Source organism: Micromonospora sp. NPDC093243, from assembly GCF_044753725.1.
Lineage (GTDB): Bacteria > Actinomycetota > Actinomycetes > Mycobacteriales > Micromonosporaceae > Micromonospora.
Genome location: NZ_JBIVNT010000002.1, coordinates 98,292 through 120,480, shown reverse-complemented (window position 1 = coordinate 120,480; position 22,189 = coordinate 98,292). Strand labels below are relative to the sequence as shown.

Genomic DNA, 22,189 nt, shown 5'->3' with positions numbered 1-22,189 from the left:
GCCACCGCCGCAGCGGTCAGTCCACCGGCCAGGTGTGCACCGGCTCGTTGCTGCGCTGAAGCTCGGCGTAGCGCTGGACCATGTGGTGCAGCGCCGCGTTCCGGTCCATGCCTCGGCGCCGTTCGGCGGCCCAGACCGCCTCGGTCTGCCAGACCGCGCCGTTGCGTCCGGTCCGGCAGCGCTGCTCGATGATGCCGAGCAGCCGGTCCCGTTCGGCCGGGGCCACGCCGAAGCCGTCCAGCCCGGTGGCGGCCTTCGGCAGCAGCACGTCCAGCACGAGCTGGGTCACCGGCACGTCGCCGAGCCGGGGCCAGTGCAGGACGGCGTCCATCCCGCGCCGGGCGGCGGCGTGGAAGTTCTCCTCGGCGGAGCTGAAGGTGAGCTGGCTCCAGATCGGGCGGTCCGCCTCGGCCAGCGCGCGGGCCAGTCCGAAGTAGAAGGCCGCGTTCGCCAACATGTCGACCACCGTCGGACCGGCGGGCAGCACCCGGTTCTCCACCCGCAGGTGCGGGCGGCCGTCCATGATGTCGTAGACCGGCCGGTTCCACCGGTAGACCGTGCCGTTGTGCAGCCGCAGCTCACCCAGCTTGGGCACCCCGCCGGCGTGCAGCACCTCGACCGGGTCCTCGTCCTCGCAGATCGGCAGGAGCGGCGGGAAGTACCGCACGTTCTCCTCGAAGAGGTCGAAGATCGAGGTGATCCACCGTTCACCGAACCACACCCGAGGTCGTACGCCCTGCGCCTTCAGCTCATCCGGACGCGTGTCGGTGGCCTGCTCGAACAGCGCGATCCGGGTCTCCGCCCAGAGCTGCCGGCCGTACAGGAAGGGGGAGTTCGCGCCGATCGCCACCTGGACCCCGGCGATGGCCTGGGACGCGTTCCAGTAGTCGGCGAAGCTGTCCGGGGCGACCTGGAGGTGGAACTGGAGGCTCGTGCAGGCGGCCTCGGGCGCGATCGAGTCGGTGTGCGTCTGCAGCCGCTCCACACCGCGGATGTCGAGCTCGATGTCCTCGCCCCGGGCGCCGACGATCTGGTCGTTGAGCACCCGGTAGCGCTCGTTGGTGGAGAGGTTGTCCTCGACCAGGTGACCCTCGGTGAGGGTGGGCAGGATGCCCACCAGGACGATCTTCGCGTCCGACTTGGCGGCCCGTTCGTCCGCCCGGGACAGGCTGCCGCGCAGGTCCTGCTCGTAGTCGGCGAAGCCGGCGGCCTCGATCAGCCGGGGCAGCGCGTTCAGTTCGAGGTTGAACTGCCCCAGCTCGGTCTGGAAGAGCGGGTCGGCGATGTTGGCGAGGATCTCCTCGTTGCGCATCGCGGGTTCGGCGGCCGAGTCGACCAGGTTGAGTTCGATCTCCAGCCCGGTCATCGGGCGGTCGGCGTCGAAGCCGAAGTCGTCCAGCATCAGCGCGAAGACGTCCAGGCACCGCCGGACCTTCTGCCGGTAGCGGACCCGGTCCTCGCGGGTGAAGGCGCCCTGCGAGACGTCCCTGCCCATGTGTCCTCCCGGCACGAGGCGCAGTCGGGGGCGTACCGCCCCGGATGCGCGTTTGTCAGCCATCCACGGTAAGAGCGCCCACCTCGCCAAACCAGAGGCCGACTCCGGTTATCCCGCACCGGAACGGTTCCGTCCAGGCCTGGTCGAGCCCTCACGGCGGCAGCACCGCCCCGGTCACTGTGCCCACCACCGGCCGGACCACAAACAAGTCGTGACAATTGGCACCTGAACGACGCAGGGCCCGCGCCGAGTAGGCGCGGGCCCGAGCGTTGGCGGAGATCCGGGGATCAGGCCTGGCGGATGGCCTCGCCCTCGATCTCGATCTTGATCTTCCGGCTGACCAGCACGCCGCCGGTCTCCAGGGCGACGTTCCAGGTCAGGCCGAACTCCTCACGGTCGATCTCGGTGCTCGCCGAGAAACCGAAGATGTCCTGGCCGAAGGGGCTGCGGCCGACGCCCTCGAACTGCACGTCCAGCTCGACCTGGCGGGTGACGCCCTTGATGGTCAGCTCACCGAGCAGGACGAACTCGTTGCCGTCCTGGGACTTCACACCGGTGCTGCGGTACTCCACCGTGGGGAACTGCTCCGAGTCGAGGAACTCGGGGCTGCACAGGTGCGCGTCCCGGTCGGCCTGGGCCGTGTTGATGCTGCTGGCCTGCATGGTGGCGGTGACCGAGGACTGCAGCGGGTCCTCGGCGATGGTGATGGTGGCGGCGGCCTCGGTGAACTCACCGCGGACCTTGCTGACCATCATGTGGCGCGCGACAAAACCCACCCGCGCGTGCGCGGCGTCCAGCACGTAGGTGCCGGCGGTCGGGATAGTGAGGCCCTGCCAGTCGCGGGTAACCGCATCGGTGCTGCTGGTCATGGTGCTCTCCTCCAGGAATATGTAGTAGCCCAACGACTGCCGCAGCAACTATAGCCGTTGCAATATTCCCCGTGTCAAGTACTGCTACGATGAACGGGTGAAGAACGTGTTGGACGATCCCCGGATCACCGCCATCGGCCTGCTCTACGAGGTGCACGCCGGGCTGACGGCCCGGTTCGCCGCCCAGTTCGACGAGCACGACCTCTCCGCCGTCGAGTTCGAGGTGCTGACCCGGCTGGCCCGGTCACCCAACAACCAGCTGCGGATGACCGACCTCGCCGCGCAGACCTCCCTCTCCACCAGCGGGGTGACCCGGGTGGTCGACCGGATGGAACGCGACGGTCTGCTGACCCGACGCGCCTGCCCCTCCGACCGGCGCAGCTCGTACGCGGTGGTCACCGCCGCCGGGCTGCAACGGCTGGACGAGGTGCTGCCCGGGCATCTGCGCATCATCGAGCAGTGGTTCACCGGCCAACTCGATCCGGCGGCCCTGGACGCGATGCTCGACGGGCTGCGCCGGGTACGGGACGCCGTTCACCCCTGCGCGACCGCCGGAAGCACCGCCGAGAGCGAGCCCGTCGAGGAGCAGTCGACCCTCAGCCGCGGCTGACCGCCTCCGGCCACGACTGGTCGGCCGCACCGGCCCGCGCACCGGCAGAAAGACCGGCAGAACTGCCGGACCAGCCGGATACAGCCCCCGAAATCGGACCAATCACCTGGCCTGTGCTGGCTAGTCTTCGGTCAGCGGGGATTCACCGGGGGGTGACGGCGCGGGCGAACGGCGAGGGGTAGCAACAGGGGGCTCTTCGCTCGCGCCACCCCCGGCCCCGTGCCTCCACGCTGACGCCCGCCACCAGTGACGCCCGCCGCACCGGCGTCGTCAGCGCAACTGGCCGCCGCCGTCAGCGGTGCGACCCGGTCTCCCGCGCCACGACCAGCGCGTAGAGCAGGCCCTCCTCCTGTGGCAGCAACCGGATCCCGTTCTTCCGGCAGACCTGGTCCAGCCGGTCCAGCGCCGACGGATCTCCGGTGCTGGCGGCCAACCCGACCAGCGCCTCCACGACGTCGCGCCGGTCCTGCCCGTCGGCGCCGGCCGCGGTGGCCGCCGCCGCGAACCACTCCGCAGCCAACTCCCGGTCCCCCCGGTGCAGCGCGAGGTTTCCCTCGATCAACGCGCGGATGCCCTCCTCCGGGTGCGACCATCCGCCCGCGGCCACGGTCGGTCCGCTGGTGAACGCGTCGAGGTCGCCCCGACGCGGCGCGCCGTCCGGACGACCCACGGACCCGGCCGCCCGGGGGCGGGGCACCACCGGGGCCGAACGCGCCTGGCTGGGCTCCTCCGGGAAGCTGGCCCGTAGTTCGGCGAGCACCTCGGCCGCCTCGGTTGCGCGACCGTCCTGGGCGAGCGCCAGGCCGACCCGGCCGAGCACCCGGCGTCGTTGTCCCGGATCACCCAGCTCGGCCAGCGCCGTCGCGGCCGAGCGGCCCTGGTCCACCGCGTCGGCGTACCGGCCCGCCAGGCGAGCGACCTCGGCCAGGTTCGCCCGCGCCAGCACCCGCAACCGCTGCTCCCCGCACTGGGCGGCGAGCCGGTCCACCGCGGCGAGCCGACGCCGGGCGGCGGCCAGGTCGGCGACCCGGACCTCGTGCCAGGCGAGGTTGTTCTGCGCCACCGCCATGTCCCGGACGCGCCCGTTGCGGGCCGCCAGCCGGAGCACCGAGTCGGCCTGCTCCCGGGCCTCCTCCTGATGCCCGGTGGTCACCAGCAGGGCGCCCAGCACCGTACGGGCCGCAAGCTCCCCGGTCACGTCACCGGCCCGGCGGAACGCCTCCAGCGCTCCTCGCGCCGCGGGCAACTCCTCCGCACCCGCGCCGTGCTCGGCGGCGAGCTGGGCCACGCCGACCGACGCCCACGCCCGCAGCACCGGGTCGGCGTCGGCGGTACGCGGGTCGGCCAGCAACCGGCGCAGCCACTGCCGCCCGGCCACGTCCCGGCCGCGGAACCGCCACCAGCGGGTCAACCCGGTCGCCAGCCGCAGCGCGGTCAGCGGATCGTCGGTCGCCGCGTGCGCCAGCGCGGAGTTGATGTCGCTGCTCACCTCGTCGAGCCGGTGCACCGCTTCGGGGAGTCCGCTACCGACCAGGTCGGTGGCGGTCCGAGCGACCAACCGGGCGACCACCGCGGCGTGCCGGAGCCGGATGCAGGTCAGCTCGCCCGCGCCGGCGGCCTGTTCGGTGGCGAAGTCGCGGACCGCGTCCAGCAGTCGGAACCGGAGGGGTGCGGCGCCGCGGACGCTCAGCAGACCGAGTTCGGCGAGCCGGTCGAGCACCGGCACCGGGTCGACCGCGACCGTGCCGTCCGAGTCGGCGTCGTCGGCGAGCATCTCCTCGGCCAGGTCGACCGACCAGCGGTTGCCGAACGCGGCCAGCCGGCGCAGCGCGGCTCGTTCGTTCGGGGCGAGCAGCCGGTAGCTGGTCGCCACGGCGTCCCGCAGCGTGACGCCCACCCGTGGCCGGGAGGCGTCCGCCCCGCCCGGTGCGTCCCAGCCGGGGTGCTGCCCGCCGTCGCCGGGCGTCGCGAGGTCGAGAACCCGGTCGCCGTAGCGGTCGAGCAGTTCGGTCACGTCGAGGATCCGGCCACGGGCCGCCATCAGCTCGATGGCAAGCGGTAGCCCGTCCAGCCGGCGCACCAGCCGGGCCAACGCCGGCAGCTCGGCCTCGACGGGCGGCTCACGGCGCACCTGGGCGAGCCGCGCGGTGAAGAGCGCCACCGCCGGCCACTGGGCCAGCACCGTCGCCCCGGCCTGTTCGTCCTCCGGTGGCGGCACCTCGAGCGGTGCGACCGGCCAGACCCACTCCCCGGGCAGGCCGACCGGATGCCGCCCGGAGACCAGCACCCGCAGCGACGGCACCGCCGCGATCAGCCGGTGCAGGGTCTCGGCGACGGGGCCGGGTGCACGCTCGGCGGCGTCCACCACGAGCAGCGCCGGACGGCCGACCAGCCGGACGGCGAGGTCCGGCACCCGGGTCGCGCCGAGTACGGCCACCGAGGCGGCGAGCAGATCCGACCCGTCCGACCCGGCCGCCACCACCACCCCGGCCACCCCGCCGGGATGACCGCCGGCCACCGCGTGCCCCACCGACAGGGCCAGCGCGGTCTTGCCGACGCCGGCCAACCCGACCAGGCTCACCAGCCGGGGACCGAGTTCGTCGGTGAGCATCCCGGTCAACTCGGTCACGTCCCGGTCGCGACCGATCAGCTCGACCGGCGGCGGCAGGCTTACCAGGCCCGCGTCGCCCCGCTCCGCGCCGGCCGTCAGCGGATCGCCCGAAGGGTCGGGCGGATCGGCGGTCGGCCCGCGGGCCGCGGCGAGGAAGGCCGCCCGGGTGGCCCCGGTGAGGTCGAGCGCGCCGGCGAGCAGCTCGACGGTGGTCCGCTGCGGCCGCGAGGACCGGCCACGTTCCAGGTCACGCACCGTGCGTACGCCGACACCGGCGCGGTCGGCCAACTCGGCCTGGGTGAGGCCGACGGAGAGCCGGTGCCCGCGCAACAGGTCCGGCAGACCAGTACGAACGCCCAGGCCGGGCGATCGATCATGAGCCGGAGTCATGGGGTGGAACACTACGGACCGGGTCCGACCTCCGGCAGTCGAGCGTCGGGCTGCCGACGCTCCGCCGCCGATATCCGACAGCGGCAGCGTCGGCGAGCGTTCAGAGCCCGAGGTCGCGAGAGATGATCATCCGCTGCACCTCGCTGGTGCCCTCGCCGATCTCCAGGATCTTCGAGTCCCGCCAGAACCGGGCCACCGGATACTCGTTCATGAAGCCGTAGCCGCCGTGGACCTGGGTGGCCTCGCGGGCGTTGTCCACCGCGACGGTGCTGGCGTGCAGCTTGGCGATCGCGGCCTGGCGCTTGAACGGCTCGCCGGCCAGCATCCGGGCCGCCGCGTCGTAGTAGGCCAGCCGGGCGGTGTGCGCCTTCAGCTCCATGTCGGCGATCTTGAATTGGATCGCCTGGTAGTTGCCGATCGGCTGGCCGAAGGCGTGCCGCTCCTTGGCGTACTTGACGGACTCGTCGACGCAGCCCTGGGCGAGGCCGACGGCGAGCGCGGCGATGGCGATCCGCCCCTCGTCGAGGATGCGCAGGAACTGGGCGAAGCCCCGACCCCGCTCGCCGAGCAGGTTCGCCGCCGGCACCCGGCAGTCCTCGAAGGTCAGCTCGTGGGTGTCCGAGGCGTTCCAGCCGACCTTGGAGTAGGCCGGCGCGACGGTGAAGCCCGGGGTGCCGGAGGGCACGATGATCGTGGACAGCTCCTTCGAGCCGTCCTCGCGTACCCCGGTCACCGCGGTCACCGTGACGAGCGTGGTGATGTCCGTGCCCGAATTGGTGATGAACGCCTTCGAGCCGTTGATCACCCACTCGTTCGTCGTCTCGTCCAGGACCGCCCGGGTCTGGGTGCCGCCCGCGTCGGAGCCGGTGCCCGGCTCGGTCAGCCCGAAGCCCGCCAGGGCCTCGCCGCTGAGCAGCTTCGGCAGCCACTGTGCCTTCTGCTCGTCGTTGCCGAAGCGGTAGATCGGCATGGCGCCCAGGGAGACCGCGGCCTCCAGGGTGATGGCCACGCTGGAGTCGACCCGGGCCAACTCCTCCAGGGCCAGGCAGAGCGCGAAGTAGTCTCCGCCCATGCCGCCGTGCTCCTCGGGGAAGGGGAGCCCGAAGAGGCCCATCTTGCCCATCTGCCGGATCACCTCGTACGGGAAGGTGTGCTTCTCGTAGTGCTCGGCGATGACCGGTGCGACCACCTCGCGGGCGAAGTCCCGCACGCTCTCCCGCAGCGCCTCTTGCTCCTCGGTGAGCCGGAAGTCCATGGGTTCCTCCTGTAGGACGGGCCCGCCGGGCGCTCGTGACGCCGGGCCGGGATCGGATCAGGTCGGTCAGACCGGGGTGACGCCGTGCCGGCGCCGGGAGAAGTGCCGTTCCTTGCCCTGCGCCGCGGTGAACCGGCGGACCAGTTCGGCCCGCAGCTCGTGCGGCTCGACGATCGCGTCGATCACCAGTTCGCTGGCGAGCCGGACGATGTCGATGTCCTGCTCGTACTCCGCGCGCTTCGCGGCGACGAACGCGGCGCGCTCCGCCTCGTCCTCGATCGCGGCGATCTTGTTGGCGTAGACCGCGTTCACCGCCGCCTCGGCACCCATCACGGCGATCTTGGCGGTGGGCAGCGCGATGGTGGCGTCGGGCTCGAAGCCGGGGCCGGCCATCGCGTAGAGGCCCGCGCCGTACGCCTTGCGGACCACCACGCAGATCTTCGGCACGGTGGCCTCGGAGATCGCGGTGATCATCTTGGCGCCGTGCCGGATGATGCCCTGCTTCTCGACCGCGCTGCCGACCATGAAGCCGGGCACGTCGGAGAGGAAGAGCAGCGGCACGTTGAACGCGTCGCAGAGCTGCACGAACCGGGTGGCCTTGTCGGCCGAGTCGACGAAGAGCACGCCGCCCTTGAACATCGAGTTGTTGCCGACCACGCCGACGACCTGGCCGTCGAGCCGGCCGAAGCCGATGGTCAGCTCCTTGGCCCAGAGCGCCTGGATCTCGAAGAAGCTGTCCTCGTCGAGCAGGCCCTTGACGTAGCGGCGCATGTCGAACGCCTGTCGCTCGCTCGCCGGCACCAGCGCGGCCAGGTCGGCCTTCGCCGGCGCGGGCTGCGCCTCGGCCACCGGCGGCGCCTGGGTCCAGTTCGCCGGCAGGTAGGACAGGTAGCGCTTCACCACGTCGAGCGCCTCGGCCTCGGTCTTGCAGAGGAAGTGCCCGACGCCGGACTCGGCACAGTGCACCTTGGCGCCGCCCATCGCCTCCAGGGTGGTCTTCTCGCCGGTGACCATCTCGACCATCCGGTCCGAGCCGAGGTACATGCTCGCGTTGCCGTCGACCATGGCGACCACGTCGCAGAACGCCGGGATGTAGGCCCCGCCGGCCGCGCTCGGCCCGAAGAGCGCGCAGACCTGCGGGATGGAGCCGGAGGCGCGGACCTGGTTCCAGAAGATCTTTCCGGCGCCGCGCCGGCCGGGGAAGAGATCGACCTGGTCGGTGATCCGGGCACCGGCCGAGTCGACCAGGTAGACCATCGGCACGCCGGTGGAGTAGGCCCGCTCGATGATCCGGATGATCTTCTCGACGGTGCGCGCGCCCCAGCTGCCGGCCTTGACCGTCGAGTCGTTCGCCATCAGGCAGACCTGCCGCCCGTCGATGGTGGCGGTGCCGGTGACCACGCCGTCGGCGGGCAGGCCGTCGGCCATCGCGTTGGCGTAGAGGCCGTCCTCGACGAAGCTGCCCTCGTCGACCAGCAGCGCGACCCGTTCCCGGGCGAAGAGCTTGCCTTTGGCGGCGTTGGCGGCGTGGTACTTGTCCGCCCCGCCGGCCCGGGCCCGCTTGCGCAGCTGCTCCAGTGCCTCACCGTCGAGCGTCACGCCGACTCCCTCGCCTGTTACGACCTGAACGATCGTTAGGCTAGCGCATCGCGACGATACCCGGCCACCCAGACGCCGCCCCACCGCACAACGGTGCACCCGAACAAGACATTGAAATTGATGGATATATATGACTAGGCTCCTGACACCCCTTCCGGATTGGAGCCCGCAATGACCTCACGCATCGGCCGGATCGCAGGCGCGTTGGTCGCGACGGCAGTCGCCACCCTCGGCGTCACGGTGGCCAACCCGTCACCCGCGTCCGCGGCCATGACCATCTGCTACAACACCAGCCAGGCGCCGAGCTACGCCAGCATCGCCAACCAGGCGGCCTCCATCTGGAACAACGCCACCTCGAACCTGACGCTCTCGGCGAACTGCGGCTCCAACCTGCGGATCTACCAGATCACCGGCGGCGGCTCGTACGCCGTGCGGACCAGCCTCGGCAACGGCCGGGTCTACATCGACACCCAGCAGGCCGCGCAGTACAGCCCCCTGCGGATCATGACCCACGAGATCGGGCACATCCTCGGCCTGCCGGACAACTACAACGGCAACTGCGCGATCCTGATGTCGGGCGGCAGCGCCGGCACCAGCTGCACCAACCCCTACCCGAGCACCACCGAGGCGAACCGGGTGAGCAACCTCTTCGCCGGCACCCGCAGCGCCGGCGAGCGCGCCGCGGACCGCACCGGGTCGGAGATCTTCCGAGACAGCTGGCCGGCCCCGGCCACGCTCGCCCCGATCGGCTGACCGACCGGGTACGACGGAGGGGCCGGCGCGACCGCCGGCCCCTCCGCTGTCCGCCTGACCGGTCAGGCCGGCATCGGGGTCAACCGGGTACGCGGGCCGGCGCGCAGCACGCCGGAGGGGAGCTTCCCGCCGACCAGCCGCTCGGCCAGCTCGGCGGCCTCGATCAGGGCGTCCAGGTCGATGCCGGTGTCGATGCCCATGTCGTGCAGCATGTGCACCGCCTCCTCGGTGGCCAGGTTGCCGCTCGCCCCCGGCGCGTACGGGCAGCCACCGAGACCGCCGACGCTGGCGTCGAACTCGGTGACCCCCAGCTCCAGCGCGGTGAGCAGGTTGGCCAGCGCGGTGCCCCGGGTGTTGTGGAAGTGCAGCAGCACCGGAACGTGCGCGTTGCGGTCGCGTACCGCGGTCAGCAGGTCGCGGACCCGGCGCGGGGTGCCCATGCCGGTGGTGTCGCCGAACGCCACCCGGTCCGCGCCGTCGGAGACCACCCGGTCGACGATCCCGGCGACCCGCTGCGGGTCGATGTCCCCCTCGTACGGGCAGCCGAAGCTGGTCGCCACGATCACCTCGGCCCGCGCACCCGCGCCGTGCAGCAGGTCGATCAGCTCGGCGATGTCGTCGAGCGACTGGTCGGTCGAGCGGTTGACGTTGCGCCGGTTGTGCGTGTCGCTGGCCGAGACGACCACCTCGATCTCGGTGAACCCGGCGGCCAGGGCGCGCTGCGCGCCGCGGGTGTTCGGCACCAACGCCGAGTAGCCCACCCCGTCGGCCTTGCGGGCCCGCTGCCACACCTCGTCCGCGTCGGCCATCTGCGGGATCGCCTTCGGGTGCACGAACGACACCGCCTCGATCCGCTTGACGCCGGTGCCGGAGAGCGCGTCGAGCAGGCGCACCTTGGCGTCGGTCGGGATCGGCTCCTCGTTCTGGAGCCCGTCGCGCGGCCCGACCTCGCGGATCGACACGGAAGTTGGCAGCTGGCTCATGCGATGGTCACCTCGCTGTGACGTCGTCGTGGGGTGTCGCCTCGGACGCTTTGCTCTGCTTCAGCGGCGGCAACACCGACCGTCCGGAATCCGGACAACCGGTGTTGCCTCCAGGGAAGCAGAGCAAAGGGCCCGGCTGCCAGTGTCCCGCTGTCGCGGCGACGGCGGGACGCCGGCGGGGCAGGTGGGCCGGGTCAGCGCATCCGGGAGACGATGCCGGTGTCGTAGTCGCCGGAGACGAACTCGTCGTTCTCCAACAGCTCGGCGAAGAACGGCAGGTTGCACTTCGGGCCGGCCACCTCGAAGGCGGCCACGGCGGCGCGAGCCCGCTCGATCGCCTCGGCCCGATCCGCGCCGCTGACGATCAGCTTCGCCAGCAGGCTGTCGTAGAACGGGGTGACGGTGTTGCCGGCGACGTAGCCGGAGTCGACCCGGACGCCCTCGCCGGTCGGCTCGGCCCACGTGGTGATCGCGCCCGGGCCGGGCAGGAAGCGCTTCGGGTCCTCGGCGTTGATCCGCAGCTCGATGGCGTGCCCGCGCGGGGCGAGCCGGTCCGGGTCGAACGTCGGGGCGAGCCCGGCGGCCACCCGCAGCTGCTCCTCGACCAGGTCCAGGCCGTAGACCAGCTCGGTGACCGGGTGCTCCACCTGGAGCCGGGTGTTCATCTCCAGGAAGAAGAACTCCTCGGAACCGGCACCATCCCCCTTGGCGTCCCGCTCACGCGGGACCAACAGGCACTCCACCGTGCCGGCGTTGCGGTAGCCGACCGCCTCGCCGGCCCGCACCGCCGCGGCGAGGAACCGCGCGCGCAGCTCGGGCGAGACGGCCGGGGACGGGGACTCCTCGACCAGCTTCTGGTTGCGCCGCTGCACCGAGCACTCCCGCTCACCGAGCGCCACCACCCGACCGTCGGCCAGACCGAGGATCTGCACCTCGACGTGGCGTACCCGGGGGAAATACCGCTCGAGCAGCACCGAGCCGTCGCCGAACATCCGCTCGGCGAACGCGCGCACCTTGTCGTACTCGGTGCGCAGCGCGGCCTCGTCGACGGCCACGCCCATGCCCATGCCGCCGCCACCGGCCGCGGCCTTGACCATCACCGGGTAGCCGATCTCGGCCGCCGCCGCGACCGCGGCGTTCAGGTCGGCCGCCGGTTCGGTGGTGCCGGGGGCGACCGGGACGCCGGCCGCCGCCATCAGGTTACGAGCGTTGATCTTGTCGCCCATCGCGGTGATCGCGTCCGCGCCGGGCCCGACCCAGATCAGGCCGCTGGCCTCGACGGTACGGGCGAAGTCGGCGTTCTCCGAGAGGAAGCCGTAGCCGGGGTGGATCGCCTGCGCGCCGGTGGACTTGGCGGCGGCGAGGATCGCCTCGGTGTTGCGGTAGCTCTGCGCCGGGTTGGCCGGGCCGACGCAGACGGCCTCGTCGGCCTCGGTGACGAAGGGCAGACCGGCGTCCGCCTCCGAGTGCACCGCGATCGCGCGTACGCCGAGCCGCTTGGCGGTACGGATGATCCGGCGGGCGATCTCGCCCCGGTTGGCGACCAGCAGCGACTCGATCATGTTTCCTCCCCAGCGTCCAGATGTCGGGACGGTTGTCAGGGAACCATGCCACCCCGGTCAGTTCCGTGTCGCCATCGGGGTCGGTCAGCGGCGCCGGCCGGCGGTCAGGCCAGGAGGGCGGCGAGTGTGGCGCCGCGCAGCAACTCGGCCCGGCGGCGCCGGTCCACCTCACCGCCGAGGAACGGGGTCGAGTTCATCAGGCCGAAGGCCGCGTGCGCCAGCACCCGGGCTTCGCCGTCCGGCATGCCCGGGTGCAGGGCGGTCAGCACCGTCACCCACTCCTCGACGTAGAGCCGCTGCAGGCGCCGGATCCGGCGGCGCGGCTCGTCGGGGAGGCGGTCCAGCTCGTGCAGGTGCAGGGCGATCACCGCGGGGTTGGCCAGCGCGAAGTCGACGTGATAGTCGATCAGCGACTCCAGCACACCGCGCGGGTCGTCGGGGCGGCCGGCGGCGCGTTCCCGGCCGCCGGCGAGCAGCCCCTCGCTCACCGGGATCAGCGCGGCGACCAGCATCGCCTCCTTGCCGGCGAAGTGGTGGTAGAGGGCCGGACCGGTGACCCCGGCGGCCGCGCCGATGTCGTCCATCGAGACGCCGTGGTAGCCCCGGGCGGCGAAGAGACCGACCGCGATCTCCAGGATCTCGTCCTTGCGGGACCGGCGCCGCCCCGCGCTCGCCGCGCCGCCGCGCGCCTGCTGCTCCACCGTCACCGGGCAAGCCTAGACCGCGCCCAGCGCGAGGTGGAGGCTTGGTTACCGGGCGGTTGGTCACACCTGAGGAGACGGCAACCGGCCGATGCCGGCGGCTTGACCCTCGACCCACTCGACCCCTCATGATCGCCGGCATGACCGCATCCCGACTCGGGCGTGACTACCACCTGCTGTGGTCCGCCGCCGTCTCGTCCCGGTTCGGTGACGCGCTGCGGACTCCGGCGCTGGCCCTGCTGGCCGCGACGCTGACCCGTGACCCCCGGGTCATCGCGGCGGTCACCGTGGCCGGCCAGCTGCCGCCGCTGCTCTTCGGCCTGCTCGGCGGCGTGTACGCGGACCGCTGGGACCGCCGGCGGACGATGGCCCTGGTGGACGGGGTACGCGCCGCCGTGGTCGGCGGGCTGGCCGTGGCGGTCGCGCTCGACCGGGCCGGCGTCGCGGCGTTGCTGCTGGCCGCGTTCCTGCTCGCCACGCTGGGCACCCTCTTCGACGCCGCCTCCTTCGCGCTGCTCCCCGCGCTGGTGCCGCCGGCCGCGCTGCCCCGGGCGAACGGCCGGCTCCAGGCCGGCGCCGCGGTGGCCGGCGGCTTCCTCGGCGCGCCCGCCGCCGGCCTGCTCTTCACCGCCGCCCCGGCGCTGCCCTTCACCATCGACGCCGTCACGTTCGCGGTGGCCGCTCTCCTCGTGCTCGCCCTCGCCCCGCCCCGTCCGCTCGGCGACGGGAAGCGCGCACCGCGGGGCTCGGTGCGGGCCGAGATCGGCGAGGGGATGCGCTGGTTGCACGGGGACCGGACCCTGTGGCGGTTCACCCTGCTCACCGCGGCGAGCAACCTGGCGATCAGCGGGCTGCTGGCCGTGCTGGTGCTCTACGCGCTGGACGTGCTGCGGGTGCCGCCGGCCGGGTACGGGCTCTTCGCCGCGGCGGCCATCGTCGGCGGGGTGGCCGGGGCGCTCGGCTCGGGGCGACTCGCCGCCCGACTCGGCACGGTGCCGGCGCTGCGCGCGGTGCTCGCCGCGCAGACCGTCGCGCTGGCCGGGTTCGCGCTGGCCCGGCACCCGGTGCCCGGCGGGCTCGCGCTGGCCGTCTTCGCCGCCGGCACCGCCTCGTGGAACAGTCTCTGGGCGTCGTACGGGCAGCGGCACGTGCCGGCCGGGCTGCTCGGTCGGGTGGGCGCCGCCCAGCGGATGGTCGCGCTGCTCACCGCACCGGTCGGCGCGGCGCTCGCCGGCCTGGTCGGCGCGGTGTACGGGACGGCGCCGGTGGCGGTGGGGGCGGCCGGCACGTTCGCGCTGGTCACCCTCGCCGCGTGGTGGGCACTGCGGCCGGCCCCGCCGGCGCCGCCGCCGGCCGCGCCCACCAGCGCCGGGACAGCAGCCCGGCCAGCGCCGCGCCCGTCGCGTTGAGCAGCACGTCGTCCATCGAGGAGACCCGGCCGAGATCCAGCGCGTACTGGAGGGTCTCGACCAGCACCGAGCCGACCGCACCGAGCAGGAAGAGCCGACCGGTGCCGGCCAGCGCGGCGAGTCGTACCGGGCCGAAGAAGCCCAGCGCCGCGAAGACCAGCAGGTTGCCGACGACCTGCACCACCGCGGTCACCGGCGCGCCGGTGAGCAGGTCGGCCAGGTCGCGCAGCGGCACCGGGTCGACCTGGCGGGGTGCGTCGCGCGGGGTGAGGATCATCCACACCCACGGCAGGGTGCCGGCGACCGCCCCCACCTCGGCGACACTGCGTCGCCACGCCTGCCCGGCCGGCACGTCCCGGCGCAGCCGGGCGAGCCCGGCGGTGAGCAGGACCAGCAGGGGCAGCCCGGCCAGTGCGGCGAGCAGGACGCCGCCCCAGTCCCGCCAGACCTGCTCCACGGGCGGAGCCTAGCCCGGCGTCCGCTCCCGGTGGGACAGCCCGGAGAGTCGCAGTGCGATCCGCTGCCTGACCTGCGGCACGGCGCCGAGCAGCCGCAGCAGCACGTTCCGCGCCGGCCGGCCGGCGGGCGGCAGGGTGGCCAGCCGGGTCAGCCCGGCGGCAAAGCCCAGCACGTCCTCGGCCATCGGGCGCTGCCGTGCGGTGTACTCGTCGAGCAGCGTCTCCGGGCCGCCGGCGAGCACGTCGGCGAGGGCGGTGCCGAGGGCCACCCCGTCGCAGATGCCGAGGTTCATGCCCTGCCCGCCGGCCGGGCTGTGCACGTGCCCGGCGTCTCCGGCCAGCAGCACCGGCCCGGCCCGGAACGTGTCGGCGAGCCGGTGGTGCACCCGGAACCGGGAGCCCCAGAGCACCTCGGTCACCTCATCGGGTCGCCGCGCCGGTCCACGTTCGTCGAGCAGCGCCTGGAGGTAGGCCCGGTCCGGCTCGGCGGGGGCCACCGGCACGGCGGCGACCAGCCGGACCACCCCGTCCGGGAGGGACGCCCAGACCAGCGGCCCGGAGCGGGCGAGGAAGAGTGACACCTCCTGGCGGGGCAGGGTGCTGCGGACCCGGACGTCGGCGAGCACGTAGGACTCCTCGTCGGTGGGGCCGGTGAAGCCGATGCCGGCCGCCTGCCGGACGGTGCTGTGCATGCCGTCCGCGCCGATGACGTACCGGGCGCGCAGCGGGGCCCCGTCGACCTGCGCCAGCACGCCGTCGTCGGTCCGGGTGAGACCGGTCAACCGGCACGGCCGCCGCACCCGCACCCCGTGCTCGGCCAGCCGCTCGGTGAGCACCGCCTCGGTGACCGACTGGGAGACCAGCAGCGCGTAGGGGAATCGGGACGGCAACTGGTCGAACGGCACCGCGAGCAGCACCCGGTCGCGGTCGCGCACGGTGAACCGCGGCGCCCGCAGGCCCTGGGCGACGAGCGGCGCCGCGGCGTCGATCCGGTCCAGCACCTCCAGGGTGTACGCGTGCACGACGGCCGCCCGGGAGGTCACCGGCGGGTGGGCGAGTTGGTCGAGCACGGTCACCTCGACCCCGCTTCGGGCCAGGGTGAGCGCGGTGGCGAGGCCGGTTGGGCCCCCTCCCACCACCAGAACGTCGGTCTTCGCGGGCAGCATCGCCACCTCCGGGAAGGAATTGCCAACGCGTGTTGGCAAACACTTGTTGGCAGTTTGGCCCTCGGGTGTTGGTGTGTCAACAGTTGTTGGCCTACGGTCGTGGACATGACCGTCGCCCCCACCGACGCGCCCCGTCCCCGCCGCTCGGACGTCACCCGCGCGGCGATCCTGGGCGCCGCCCGGGAACGGTTCGCCTCCGACGGCTACGAGCGCGCCACCATCCGCGCCATCGCCGCCGACGCCCGGATCGACCCGTCGATGGTGATGCGCTACTACGGCAGCAAGGAGGGGCTGTTCGCGGCGGCGGCCGAGTTCGACCTGCGGCTGCCCGACCTGACCGACGTCCCGCCCGGGCAGCTCGGCGAGGTGCTGATCCGGCACTTCCTCGCCCGGTGGGAGGGCGACGAGACGCTGGCCGCCCTGCTCCGGACCGCGAGCACCAACCCGGGCGCGGCCGAGCGGATGCGCGGCATCTTCGCCAGCCAGCTCAGCGCTGCAGTGGCCGGCTTCGGCACCGACCCGGCAACCACCTCCCGGCGGGCCGGCCTGGTGGCCAGTCAGATCCTCGGGCTGGCCTTCACGCGCTACATCGTCCGGCTGCCGCCGATGGTGGAGATGGCACCGGAGGAGCTGGTCGGCTGGGTCGCGCCGACCCTCCAGCGTTACCTGACCGGGCTGCCGGAGAACTGACCCAACCTTTTGCCGCTCCCCGTGCGTCTGTCGGGTGACACGGAACGCGACGGCCGGGGAGGGGGCGGATGGCACCGACGGCGAACGACGGGCGCGACGGCTACGTCGTCTTCGTGGAGAACCACCAGCACCGGCTGCTGCGTGCGGCCTACCTGATCTGCGGCAACCGGCACCAGGCCGAAGACCTTCTCCAGGATGCCCTGCTGAAGTTGGCGCTGCGCTGGCCCGCGGTCCGCGACGGCGACCCGGCCGCGTACGTGCGGGCCATCCTCTACCGGGACGCCGTCTCCTGGTGGCGTCGCCGCCGGCGGGAATGGCTCGGCGGGTACCCGCCGGAGCAGGCCGCCCACGACCGGGACGGGCTGCTCCGGCTCGCCCTGCACGACGCCCTCGGGCAGCTCCCGCCCCGCCAGCGGGCGGTCGTGGTGCTGCGCTACTTCGAGGACCTGACCGAGACCGCGACCGCCGAGGTGCTCGGCGTCACCGTCGGCACCGTGAAGAGCCAGTGCCACGCGGCGCTGCGCCGGCTCCGCGAGGTGGCCCCCGAGCTGGGCCGCGAGGACGGCCGGCCGAGCGGCATGGAGGTGAACCCGTGAGGGAAGAGGACCTGACCCGACTGCTGACCGTCGCCACCGAGGACATCCGGCCGGCGCACCCCGCGTCCGCCGGCTGGGAGCGGGCCCGCCGCACCCGGCGTAACCGCCGTGCCGCCGGCGCCGCCGCCGTCGCGGTCGTCCTGCTGACCGGCGGTACGGCCGTTGCCCTGCGCCCCGCCGACCGGCCGTCGCCGATCACACCCGCCACACCGACCGCGAGCCCGGTCCCGAGCGCCGCACCGGTGCAGCGACCGCCGGACCACCTGACGTATCCCGGTGACCCGCTCGGACGCCTCGGCGACCCGGTGAGCGCGTCGCTCTCCGCCCGTCCGGTCCGCCAGGCGCTGGCGCTGTACCAGCCGGTCGATCCGGGGACCGGCGTCGAGGGACGCATCCGGGTGCTCGGCGACGACGGTCTCGTCCGGGACCTCGACGTGGTCACCCCGGCCCGGACCCGCGACGCCGACGGCAACACCGCGGTCCCGCTGAAGAGCAGCAGCCTGTCGCCGGACGGACGGACGGCCGCCTTCGCCCAGACCGACGAGGTGATCGTGGTCGACCTGACCACCGCGACGGTCCGCCGCCATCCGCTCAAGGGCTACCTGGAGCACGTCCTCTGGTCCGGTGACCGGCTCTTCGTCGGCGACAACGACACCACGTACGAGGTGGACCCGAGCACCGGCACCAGCCGGGAGGTGGCGGTCTCCCCCTGGGACGTGGTCAGCCCCGACCCGCGCGTCCGGACGGACGCCGTGCTGACGCTGGGCGGCGCCCCGGAGAGCCTGACGCTGGGTCGGTACACCTGGACCGCCGGCGGCACGCACCTGAACTCCTGGCCGCTCGACTTCCGCGCGCTGCCCAGCGGCAACCGGGTCGACGAGTTCTACGCGCGGGGCTGGCAGCGCGGCGACCAGGTGGCCCGGGCCGGATGGCTCACCACCGGCGGCATGAGTGGGCTGGAGGGGGTCGCGGTGGTGAACGCCGAGACCGGCGTGGTCACCCGCCTGCTCGACCTGGGCCGGGACCGCTGGAAGGCCTGCTGCGAGGTGCTCGGCTGGGACCGGGACGGCGCCGTGCTGCTCCGCCACGATCCGGGCGGGCTGCTGCGCTGGCAGCCGTCGACCGGTGCGGTCACCGGCGTGGTGCGGGACCTGTACGGCGAGGTATCGCTCGCCGCCGGCTGAGCCCGGCCATCGCCAGGCCGGTGTCCTGCCGCGCTCTGGGGCCGAGAGCCGTCGAGCGCCCGTACGCCGAAGCGCCGGACCCGCGCGACGGCCCCTCGGCCACGCGCGGGTCCGGCGACGGTCAGCTGTTCAGCCCGCCGGGCTGGTCGCCCTTCACGACGGGGGCCCGGACCAGGTTGCCCCACTCGGTCCACGAGCCGTCGTAGTTGCGCACCTGCGGGTAGCCGAGCAGGTGCCGCAGCACGAACCAGGTGTGGCTGGACCGCTCACCGATCCGGCAGTAGGCCACGATGTCGTCGTCCGGGCTCAACCCGAGCTGGTCGGCGTAGATCGCCCGCAGCTCGTCCGGCGACTTGAACGTGCCGTCGTCGTTGGCCGCGGACTTCCACGGCTTGCTGACCGCGCCGGGAATGTGGCCGCCGCGCAGCGCGCCCTCCTGCGGGTAGTCCGGCATGTGCAGCATCTCGCCGGTGTACTCGCCCGGCGAACGGACGTCGACCAGCGGCCGGCCGGACGCCACGTGCGCCATCACCTGCTCGCGGTACGCCCGGATCGGCGCGTCGTCCCGCTGCGGCACGGGGTAATCGGCGCGCGGCCGGGACACCTTCTCCCGGGTCAGCTCCCGCCCCTCGGCGATCCACTTCTGCCGACCGCCGTCCAGCAGCCGGAGGTCCTGGTGGCCGAAGAGGGTGAAGACCCAGAGCGCGTACGCGGCCCACCAGTTGAAGTTGTCGCCGTAGAAGACCACCGTGTCGTTGCGACCGATGCCCTTGGCGGCGCAGAGTTCGGCGAAGCTCTTGGCGTCGAGGTAGTCCCGGGTCACCTGGTCGTTCAGCTCCAGGTGCCAGTCCACCTTGACCGCGCCGGGGATGTGACCGGTGTCGTAGAGCAGAACGTCCTCGTCGGACTCGATGACGACGAGGCCCTCGTCGCCCAGGTGCTCGGCCAGCCACTCGGTGGTGACCAGCCGCTGGGGATCCGCGTAGGCCTGAAGGCGGGGATCCGGATCACTCGGCACAGACATGATCCCCAAGGTACGCCCGATGGGACGCCGGCAACCCGGCATCCGAGGTCAGGACCCACAATGTGGCCGACCGCACGAAACGGCGGGCGGCGCCCGGGCGAACGGTCAGTCGGTGAACGGACCGAGCACCGGGCGCTTGGCGCTGACGGTGTCGCCGGACGAGCGGCCGGTCACCCGACGCTTGATCCACGGCGCCAGGTGCTGGCCGACCCAGCGCGCGTCGGCCGCACGGGCGGCCAGCCACGGCGTCGGCGCCGGATGCGGCGGCACCATCAGCCACTCCTCGTCGCAACCCACCCCGAGCGCGGTCAGCACCTGGCCGGCGACCCGGCGGTGCCCGGCCGGTGAGAGGTGCAGCCGGTCGGTGCTCCACAGCATCGGGTTGAGGTAGGTGTCGTCGGCGTAGAGGTCGACCAGGATGCCGCCGTGCCGCTCGGCGGTCTCGCCGACCGCCTGGTTGAGCAGCTGCACCCGGGGCGCGACCAGGCGCTGGCCGGGGAGCCGGGCCATCACGTCGGCGAACCGGAACAGGATCACGTCGGCGCCACCGGAGCGGAGTTCGCGGACCACGTCGTCGAAGCGGGCGACCAGCGCGTCCGGGTCGAAGGTGCGGCGCAGCACGTCGTTGCCGCCGGCCGCGAAGCTGATCAGGTCGGGCTTCATCGCGACCGCCTCGGGCACCTGGGTGGCGACGACGTTCGGGAAGAGCCGGCCACGGATGGCCAGGTTCGCGTACTGGAACTCCGGACCGGCCTCGGCGGCCAGCCGGGTGGCGACCAGGTCGGCCCACCCGCGGTAGGTGCCGTTCGGGTACGGGTCGTCCATCCCCTCGGTGAAGCTGTCTCCCACCGCCACAAAGCTGCGCCAGCGCACCGCGGCCCCCTCGCTCTCGTTGCCTGCGGCGACAAGTTTTGCACCGCCGGCCGGGCCGGTGGGTCCCGCTACTGGGCGACGTGGCAGAGGTCATCGAGGCGGGTCGAGGCGCGGGCGAACGGGCCACCCCCCGTCGGTGTGGCCCGTTCGTCCGCACAGCTCCCGCGTCAGCCGAGCAGCTGACCCCACGGGGTGCCGGGCGGGACGGGGAGGCTGCCCAGCACCCGACCGTCGGCGGCGTAGCGGACCAGCCGGTGGGCGGGGGCGTCGTCACCGAGGGTGGCGGTGTTGATCTGGGCGATCATGGTGCCGCCCGGGAGGAAACGGACCTGCTCGGCCTGGCCGCGACCGGTCTCTCCACGCCACGCCGGGTCGAGCGGCGTCAGCTCGGTGGCGACGCCCGTGCCGACCTGCACTCGGAAGTTGCGGATCCGCCAGGTGCAGCCACACTCGCCCGCGTTCGGCACGTGCGTGCTGATGACGACGTCCCGGCCGTCCGGGGAGAAGCCGGCCACGCTGTGGATCTTGAGTCCGCCGGGGATGCGGGGCTGCACGATGCGGTAGGAGCTGCCACCGCCCTCGGCGATGCGCAGGGCGCGGTCCTGGACGAAGGCCACCACGCCGTTACCGACGAACGGGCACTTCGACTCCTGGCTGGCGAGCACCCGACGCCCCTTGCCGTCGGGGCGGACCCCGAGCACCGTCCAGTCGCCCTGCGCGCCCTCGGTGTACGTCACGGTCTGGTTGTCCAGCCAGCGCGGCGCGCAGCCCCGGTCACCCGGCGCCGGCACCGTCGTGACCGGACCACCCTCGAAGGCGCTGATCATCAGCTGGTTCGGGTTCGCCGAGCGCCAGGCCATCCACCGTCCGTCCGGGGAGGTGGCCACCTTGCCCTCGGCCTTCGGGTCGGCCGGGCGGCCCTCCCGGACGAGCTCCCAACGGCCCTCCGGCGTGCTGCGCCAGACCCGGGCCGACGCGTCGCTCGTCCGGCCGTACTCCGGCTCGGAGTACCAGGTGAGCTGCGGCCAGCTCAGGTTGCGGGCGGTGCCCGCCGGGGCGCTCCGCCGGACGTCGCCGGACCGCGGCGCCGACCCGCCGGCGCCCCCGTCGTCGGCGACCCGGGCCACGGCGACCGGCTCGCTGCTGCCGGGGGCGCCGGCCGGCAGCGCGGCAGCGCGGGCCGTGGTGGCCGGCGTGGCGCAGCCGGCCGCCGCGAGAGGCAGCAGCACCAGCGCCGCGGCGCCCATCAGCGCGCGGGGCCGCAGCGCCCGCCGCAGCGCCGAGGTGAGGACGGTACGGGGGGTGAAGATGCTGTCCATGGGGGTGGCCTCCGGGAGTGGATCTCGTTCCGACGCCCCCCAAGACGCGTCCCCTGTGGATCTCAGTTGCCGCTGTTCAACGCTGTTTTCCGACAATCTTTTCCGGCCCCGGACGGCAACCATCCGGGCGCTCGCGGGCGTCTGGGATTACTCGATTCACCGCTCGCCGCGCGGTGGTTCGACCATCGGCCGCCGGTACGGCCCCCAGGCGACGAACCGGTCGAATAGGTCCCGGGGCGTCGGGCCGTCGTCCGGGTTCAGCCGGAACAGGTCGTGGCTCGCCTCGTGATAGAGCCCGGAGAGGTAGACGGCCAGGTCGAGATAGCGGCCGTCGTACTCGACCTTGAGCAGCAGCCGGGCCTGCGCGCAGGGCCACGGCAGGCCGCACGCGCGGCACAGCCAGAGCGGCCGGATCGGCAGGTGCGGCGGGTGGTCCGGCGGATATGCCCGGGGCCGATCGGCGTACGGCCCGAGACGGGGCACCGGGAGCTGGCGCGGCGGTCCGGCCACATCGACCTCCTCAGCGGGTACGGAAGGGGCCGCCCCGGTACGGGGGAACCGGGACGACCCCGGGCGGATCGGCCCCGTCCAGGCTGGATCGGAGCGGAATCGCTGCGTGACACTCTGCTCGCCGGATGACTA

General features: G+C 73.2%; 20 protein-coding genes. 6 read left to right on the top strand and 14 right to left on the bottom strand.

Going from position 1 to position 22,189, the window contains the following annotated elements; genetic code table 11:
- Window positions 1–16: 16 nt before the first annotated feature.
- Window positions 17–1,495, bottom strand: a complete 1,479-nt coding sequence (locus ACIP9D_RS05275) for a glutamate--cysteine ligase (protein ID WP_350868590.1) — start codon at window positions 1,493–1,495, stop codon at window positions 17–19.
- 287 nt (window positions 1,496–1,782) lie between these two features.
- Complete coding sequence (locus tag ACIP9D_RS05270; protein WP_350868592.1) at window positions 1,783–2,364, bottom strand: YceI family protein; 582 nt, start codon at window positions 2,362–2,364, stop codon at window positions 1,783–1,785.
- 97 nt (window positions 2,365–2,461) lie between these two features.
- On the opposite strand from ACIP9D_RS05270, the gene ACIP9D_RS05265 reads away from it, so the two are divergent.
- The gene (locus tag ACIP9D_RS05265) at window positions 2,462–2,974 is read left to right on the top strand and encodes a MarR family transcriptional regulator (RefSeq protein WP_350868594.1); all 513 of its coding nucleotides are present in this window, start codon (window positions 2,462–2,464) and stop codon (window positions 2,972–2,974) included.
- 292 nt (window positions 2,975–3,266) lie between these two features.
- Here ACIP9D_RS05265 and ACIP9D_RS05260 read toward each other — a convergent pair whose 3' ends face one another.
- From ACIP9D_RS05260 to ACIP9D_RS05250, 3 genes are all read right to left on the bottom strand, one after another.
- Complete coding sequence (locus tag ACIP9D_RS05260; RefSeq protein ID WP_350868596.1) at window positions 3,267–5,975, bottom strand: helix-turn-helix domain-containing protein; 2,709 nt, start codon at window positions 5,973–5,975, stop codon at window positions 3,267–3,269.
- A gap of 100 nt (window positions 5,976–6,075) precedes the next feature.
- A complete protein-coding gene (locus ACIP9D_RS05255; RefSeq protein ID WP_350868597.1) occupies window positions 6,076–7,230 on the bottom strand; it encodes an acyl-CoA dehydrogenase family protein in 1,155 nt (384 codons plus the stop codon).
- Between the two features lie 66 nt (window positions 7,231–7,296).
- Window positions 7,297–8,829 carry an acyl-CoA carboxylase subunit beta gene (locus tag ACIP9D_RS05250; protein WP_350868599.1) on the bottom strand — a complete coding sequence of 511 codons (1,533 nt, stop codon included), beginning with the start codon at window positions 8,827–8,829 and terminating at the stop codon, window positions 7,297–7,299.
- Window positions 8,830–9,000: 171 nt separating this feature from the next.
- Between ACIP9D_RS05250 and ACIP9D_RS05245 the strand changes: the two genes are divergently transcribed.
- Entirely contained in the window at window positions 9,001–9,582 is a 582-nt protein-coding gene (locus ACIP9D_RS05245; protein WP_350868601.1) for a snapalysin family zinc-dependent metalloprotease, read from the top strand.
- 62 nt (window positions 9,583–9,644) lie between these two features.
- On the opposite strand, the gene ACIP9D_RS05240 is transcribed toward ACIP9D_RS05245, so the two are convergent.
- The 3 genes from ACIP9D_RS05240 to ACIP9D_RS05230 all read right to left on the bottom strand — a co-directional run bounded on the left by ACIP9D_RS05240 (window position 9,645) and on the right by ACIP9D_RS05230 (window position 12,834).
- Window positions 9,645–10,565 (bottom strand): hydroxymethylglutaryl-CoA lyase, encoded by a 921-nt coding sequence (locus ACIP9D_RS05240; protein ID WP_350868603.1) that lies wholly within the window; start codon window positions 10,563–10,565, stop codon window positions 9,645–9,647.
- A gap of 194 nt (window positions 10,566–10,759) precedes the next feature.
- Window positions 10,760–12,127 (bottom strand): biotin carboxylase N-terminal domain-containing protein, encoded by a 1,368-nt coding sequence (locus ACIP9D_RS05235; RefSeq protein WP_350868605.1) that lies wholly within the window; start codon window positions 12,125–12,127, stop codon window positions 10,760–10,762.
- A 104-nt stretch (window positions 12,128–12,231) separates the two neighbouring features.
- On the bottom strand, window positions 12,232–12,834 hold the full coding sequence (locus ACIP9D_RS05230; RefSeq protein ID WP_350868607.1) for a helix-turn-helix domain-containing protein: 603 nt from the start codon (window positions 12,832–12,834) through the stop codon (window positions 12,232–12,234).
- A 134-nt stretch (window positions 12,835–12,968) separates the two neighbouring features.
- Between ACIP9D_RS05230 and ACIP9D_RS05225 the strand changes: the two genes are divergently transcribed.
- Window positions 12,969–14,237, top strand: coding sequence for an MFS transporter (locus ACIP9D_RS05225; RefSeq protein WP_350868609.1), 1,269 nt, complete (start codon window positions 12,969–12,971; stop codon window positions 14,235–14,237).
- On the opposite strand, the gene ACIP9D_RS05220 is transcribed toward ACIP9D_RS05225, so the two are convergent.
- Both ACIP9D_RS05220 and ACIP9D_RS05215 read right to left on the bottom strand, forming a co-directional pair.
- A complete protein-coding gene (locus tag ACIP9D_RS05220) occupies window positions 14,128–14,694 on the bottom strand; it encodes a VanZ family protein (RefSeq protein ID WP_350868611.1) in 567 nt (188 codons plus the stop codon). The genes ACIP9D_RS05225 and ACIP9D_RS05220 overlap by 110 nt on opposite strands.
- Window positions 14,695–14,703: 9 nt before the next feature.
- Complete coding sequence (locus ACIP9D_RS05215) at window positions 14,704–15,861, bottom strand: FAD-dependent oxidoreductase (RefSeq protein WP_350868612.1); 1,158 nt, start codon at window positions 15,859–15,861, stop codon at window positions 14,704–14,706.
- A 105-nt stretch (window positions 15,862–15,966) separates the two neighbouring features.
- On the opposite strand from ACIP9D_RS05215, the gene ACIP9D_RS05210 reads away from it, so the two are divergent.
- From ACIP9D_RS05210 to ACIP9D_RS05200, 3 genes are all read left to right on the top strand, one after another.
- Window positions 15,967–16,551: a TetR family transcriptional regulator gene (locus ACIP9D_RS05210; RefSeq protein WP_350868614.1), complete on the top strand. Its 585-nt coding sequence runs from the start codon at window positions 15,967–15,969 to the stop codon at window positions 16,549–16,551.
- Window positions 16,552–16,619: 68 nt separating this feature from the next.
- Complete coding sequence (locus ACIP9D_RS05205) at window positions 16,620–17,147, top strand: SigE family RNA polymerase sigma factor (protein WP_350868616.1); 528 nt, start codon at window positions 16,620–16,622, stop codon at window positions 17,145–17,147.
- Window positions 17,144–18,331: a hypothetical protein gene (locus ACIP9D_RS05200; RefSeq protein WP_350868618.1), complete on the top strand. Its 1,188-nt coding sequence runs from the start codon at window positions 17,144–17,146 to the stop codon at window positions 18,329–18,331. Before ACIP9D_RS05205 ends, ACIP9D_RS05200 begins: the two co-directional genes overlap by 4 nt.
- A gap of 121 nt (window positions 18,332–18,452) precedes the next feature.
- On the opposite strand, the gene ACIP9D_RS05195 is transcribed toward ACIP9D_RS05200, so the two are convergent.
- From ACIP9D_RS05195 to ACIP9D_RS05180, 4 genes are all read right to left on the bottom strand, one after another.
- A complete protein-coding gene (locus ACIP9D_RS05195) occupies window positions 18,453–19,355 on the bottom strand; it encodes a sulfurtransferase (protein ID WP_350868620.1) in 903 nt (300 codons plus the stop codon).
- Window positions 19,356–19,460: 105 nt separating this feature from the next.
- A complete protein-coding gene (locus ACIP9D_RS05190; RefSeq protein WP_350868622.1) occupies window positions 19,461–20,228 on the bottom strand; it encodes an SGNH/GDSL hydrolase family protein in 768 nt (255 codons plus the stop codon).
- 167 nt (window positions 20,229–20,395) lie between these two features.
- Window positions 20,396–21,547, bottom strand: coding sequence for a hypothetical protein (locus tag ACIP9D_RS05185; RefSeq protein WP_350868624.1), 1,152 nt, complete (start codon window positions 21,545–21,547; stop codon window positions 20,396–20,398).
- A 156-nt stretch (window positions 21,548–21,703) separates the two neighbouring features.
- Window positions 21,704–22,057: a hypothetical protein gene (locus ACIP9D_RS05180; RefSeq protein ID WP_350868626.1), complete on the bottom strand. Its 354-nt coding sequence runs from the start codon at window positions 22,055–22,057 to the stop codon at window positions 21,704–21,706.
- Window positions 22,058–22,189 lie beyond the last annotated feature (132 nt).

Excerpts from the sequence above, each read along its gene's own strand:
- ACIP9D_RS05275 (WP_350868590.1), bottom strand. The coding sequence starts at position 1,495 with ATGGGCAGGGACGTCTCGCAGGGCGCCTTCACCCGCGAGGACCGGGTC.
- ACIP9D_RS05270 (WP_350868592.1), bottom strand. The coding sequence starts at position 2,364 with ATGACCAGCAGCACCGATGCGGTTACCCGCGACTGGCAGGGCCTCACT.
- ACIP9D_RS05260 (WP_350868596.1), bottom strand. The coding sequence starts at position 5,975 with ATGACTCCGGCTCATGATCGATCGCCCGGCCTGGGCGTTCGTACTGGT.
- ACIP9D_RS05255 (WP_350868597.1), bottom strand. The coding sequence starts at position 7,230 with ATGGACTTCCGGCTCACCGAGGAGCAAGAGGCGCTGCGGGAGAGCGTG.
- ACIP9D_RS05245 (WP_350868601.1), top strand. The coding sequence starts at position 9,001 with ATGACCTCACGCATCGGCCGGATCGCAGGCGCGTTGGTCGCGACGGCA.
- ACIP9D_RS05240 (WP_350868603.1), bottom strand. The coding sequence starts at position 10,565 with ATGAGCCAGCTGCCAACTTCCGTGTCGATCCGCGAGGTCGGGCCGCGC.
- ACIP9D_RS05235 (WP_350868605.1), bottom strand. The coding sequence starts at position 12,127 with ATGATCGAGTCGCTGCTGGTCGCCAACCGGGGCGAGATCGCCCGCCGG.
- ACIP9D_RS05225 (WP_350868609.1), top strand. The coding sequence starts at position 12,969 with ATGACCGCATCCCGACTCGGGCGTGACTACCACCTGCTGTGGTCCGCC.
- ACIP9D_RS05215 (WP_350868612.1), bottom strand. The coding sequence starts at position 15,861 with ATGCTGCCCGCGAAGACCGACGTTCTGGTGGTGGGAGGGGGCCCAACC.
- ACIP9D_RS05210 (WP_350868614.1), top strand. The coding sequence starts at position 15,967 with ATGACCGTCGCCCCCACCGACGCGCCCCGTCCCCGCCGCTCGGACGTC.
- ACIP9D_RS05205 (WP_350868616.1), top strand. The coding sequence starts at position 16,620 with ATGGCACCGACGGCGAACGACGGGCGCGACGGCTACGTCGTCTTCGTG.
- ACIP9D_RS05195 (WP_350868620.1), bottom strand. The coding sequence starts at position 19,355 with ATGTCTGTGCCGAGTGATCCGGATCCCCGCCTTCAGGCCTACGCGGAT.
- ACIP9D_RS05185 (WP_350868624.1), bottom strand. The coding sequence starts at position 21,547 with ATGGACAGCATCTTCACCCCCCGTACCGTCCTCACCTCGGCGCTGCGG.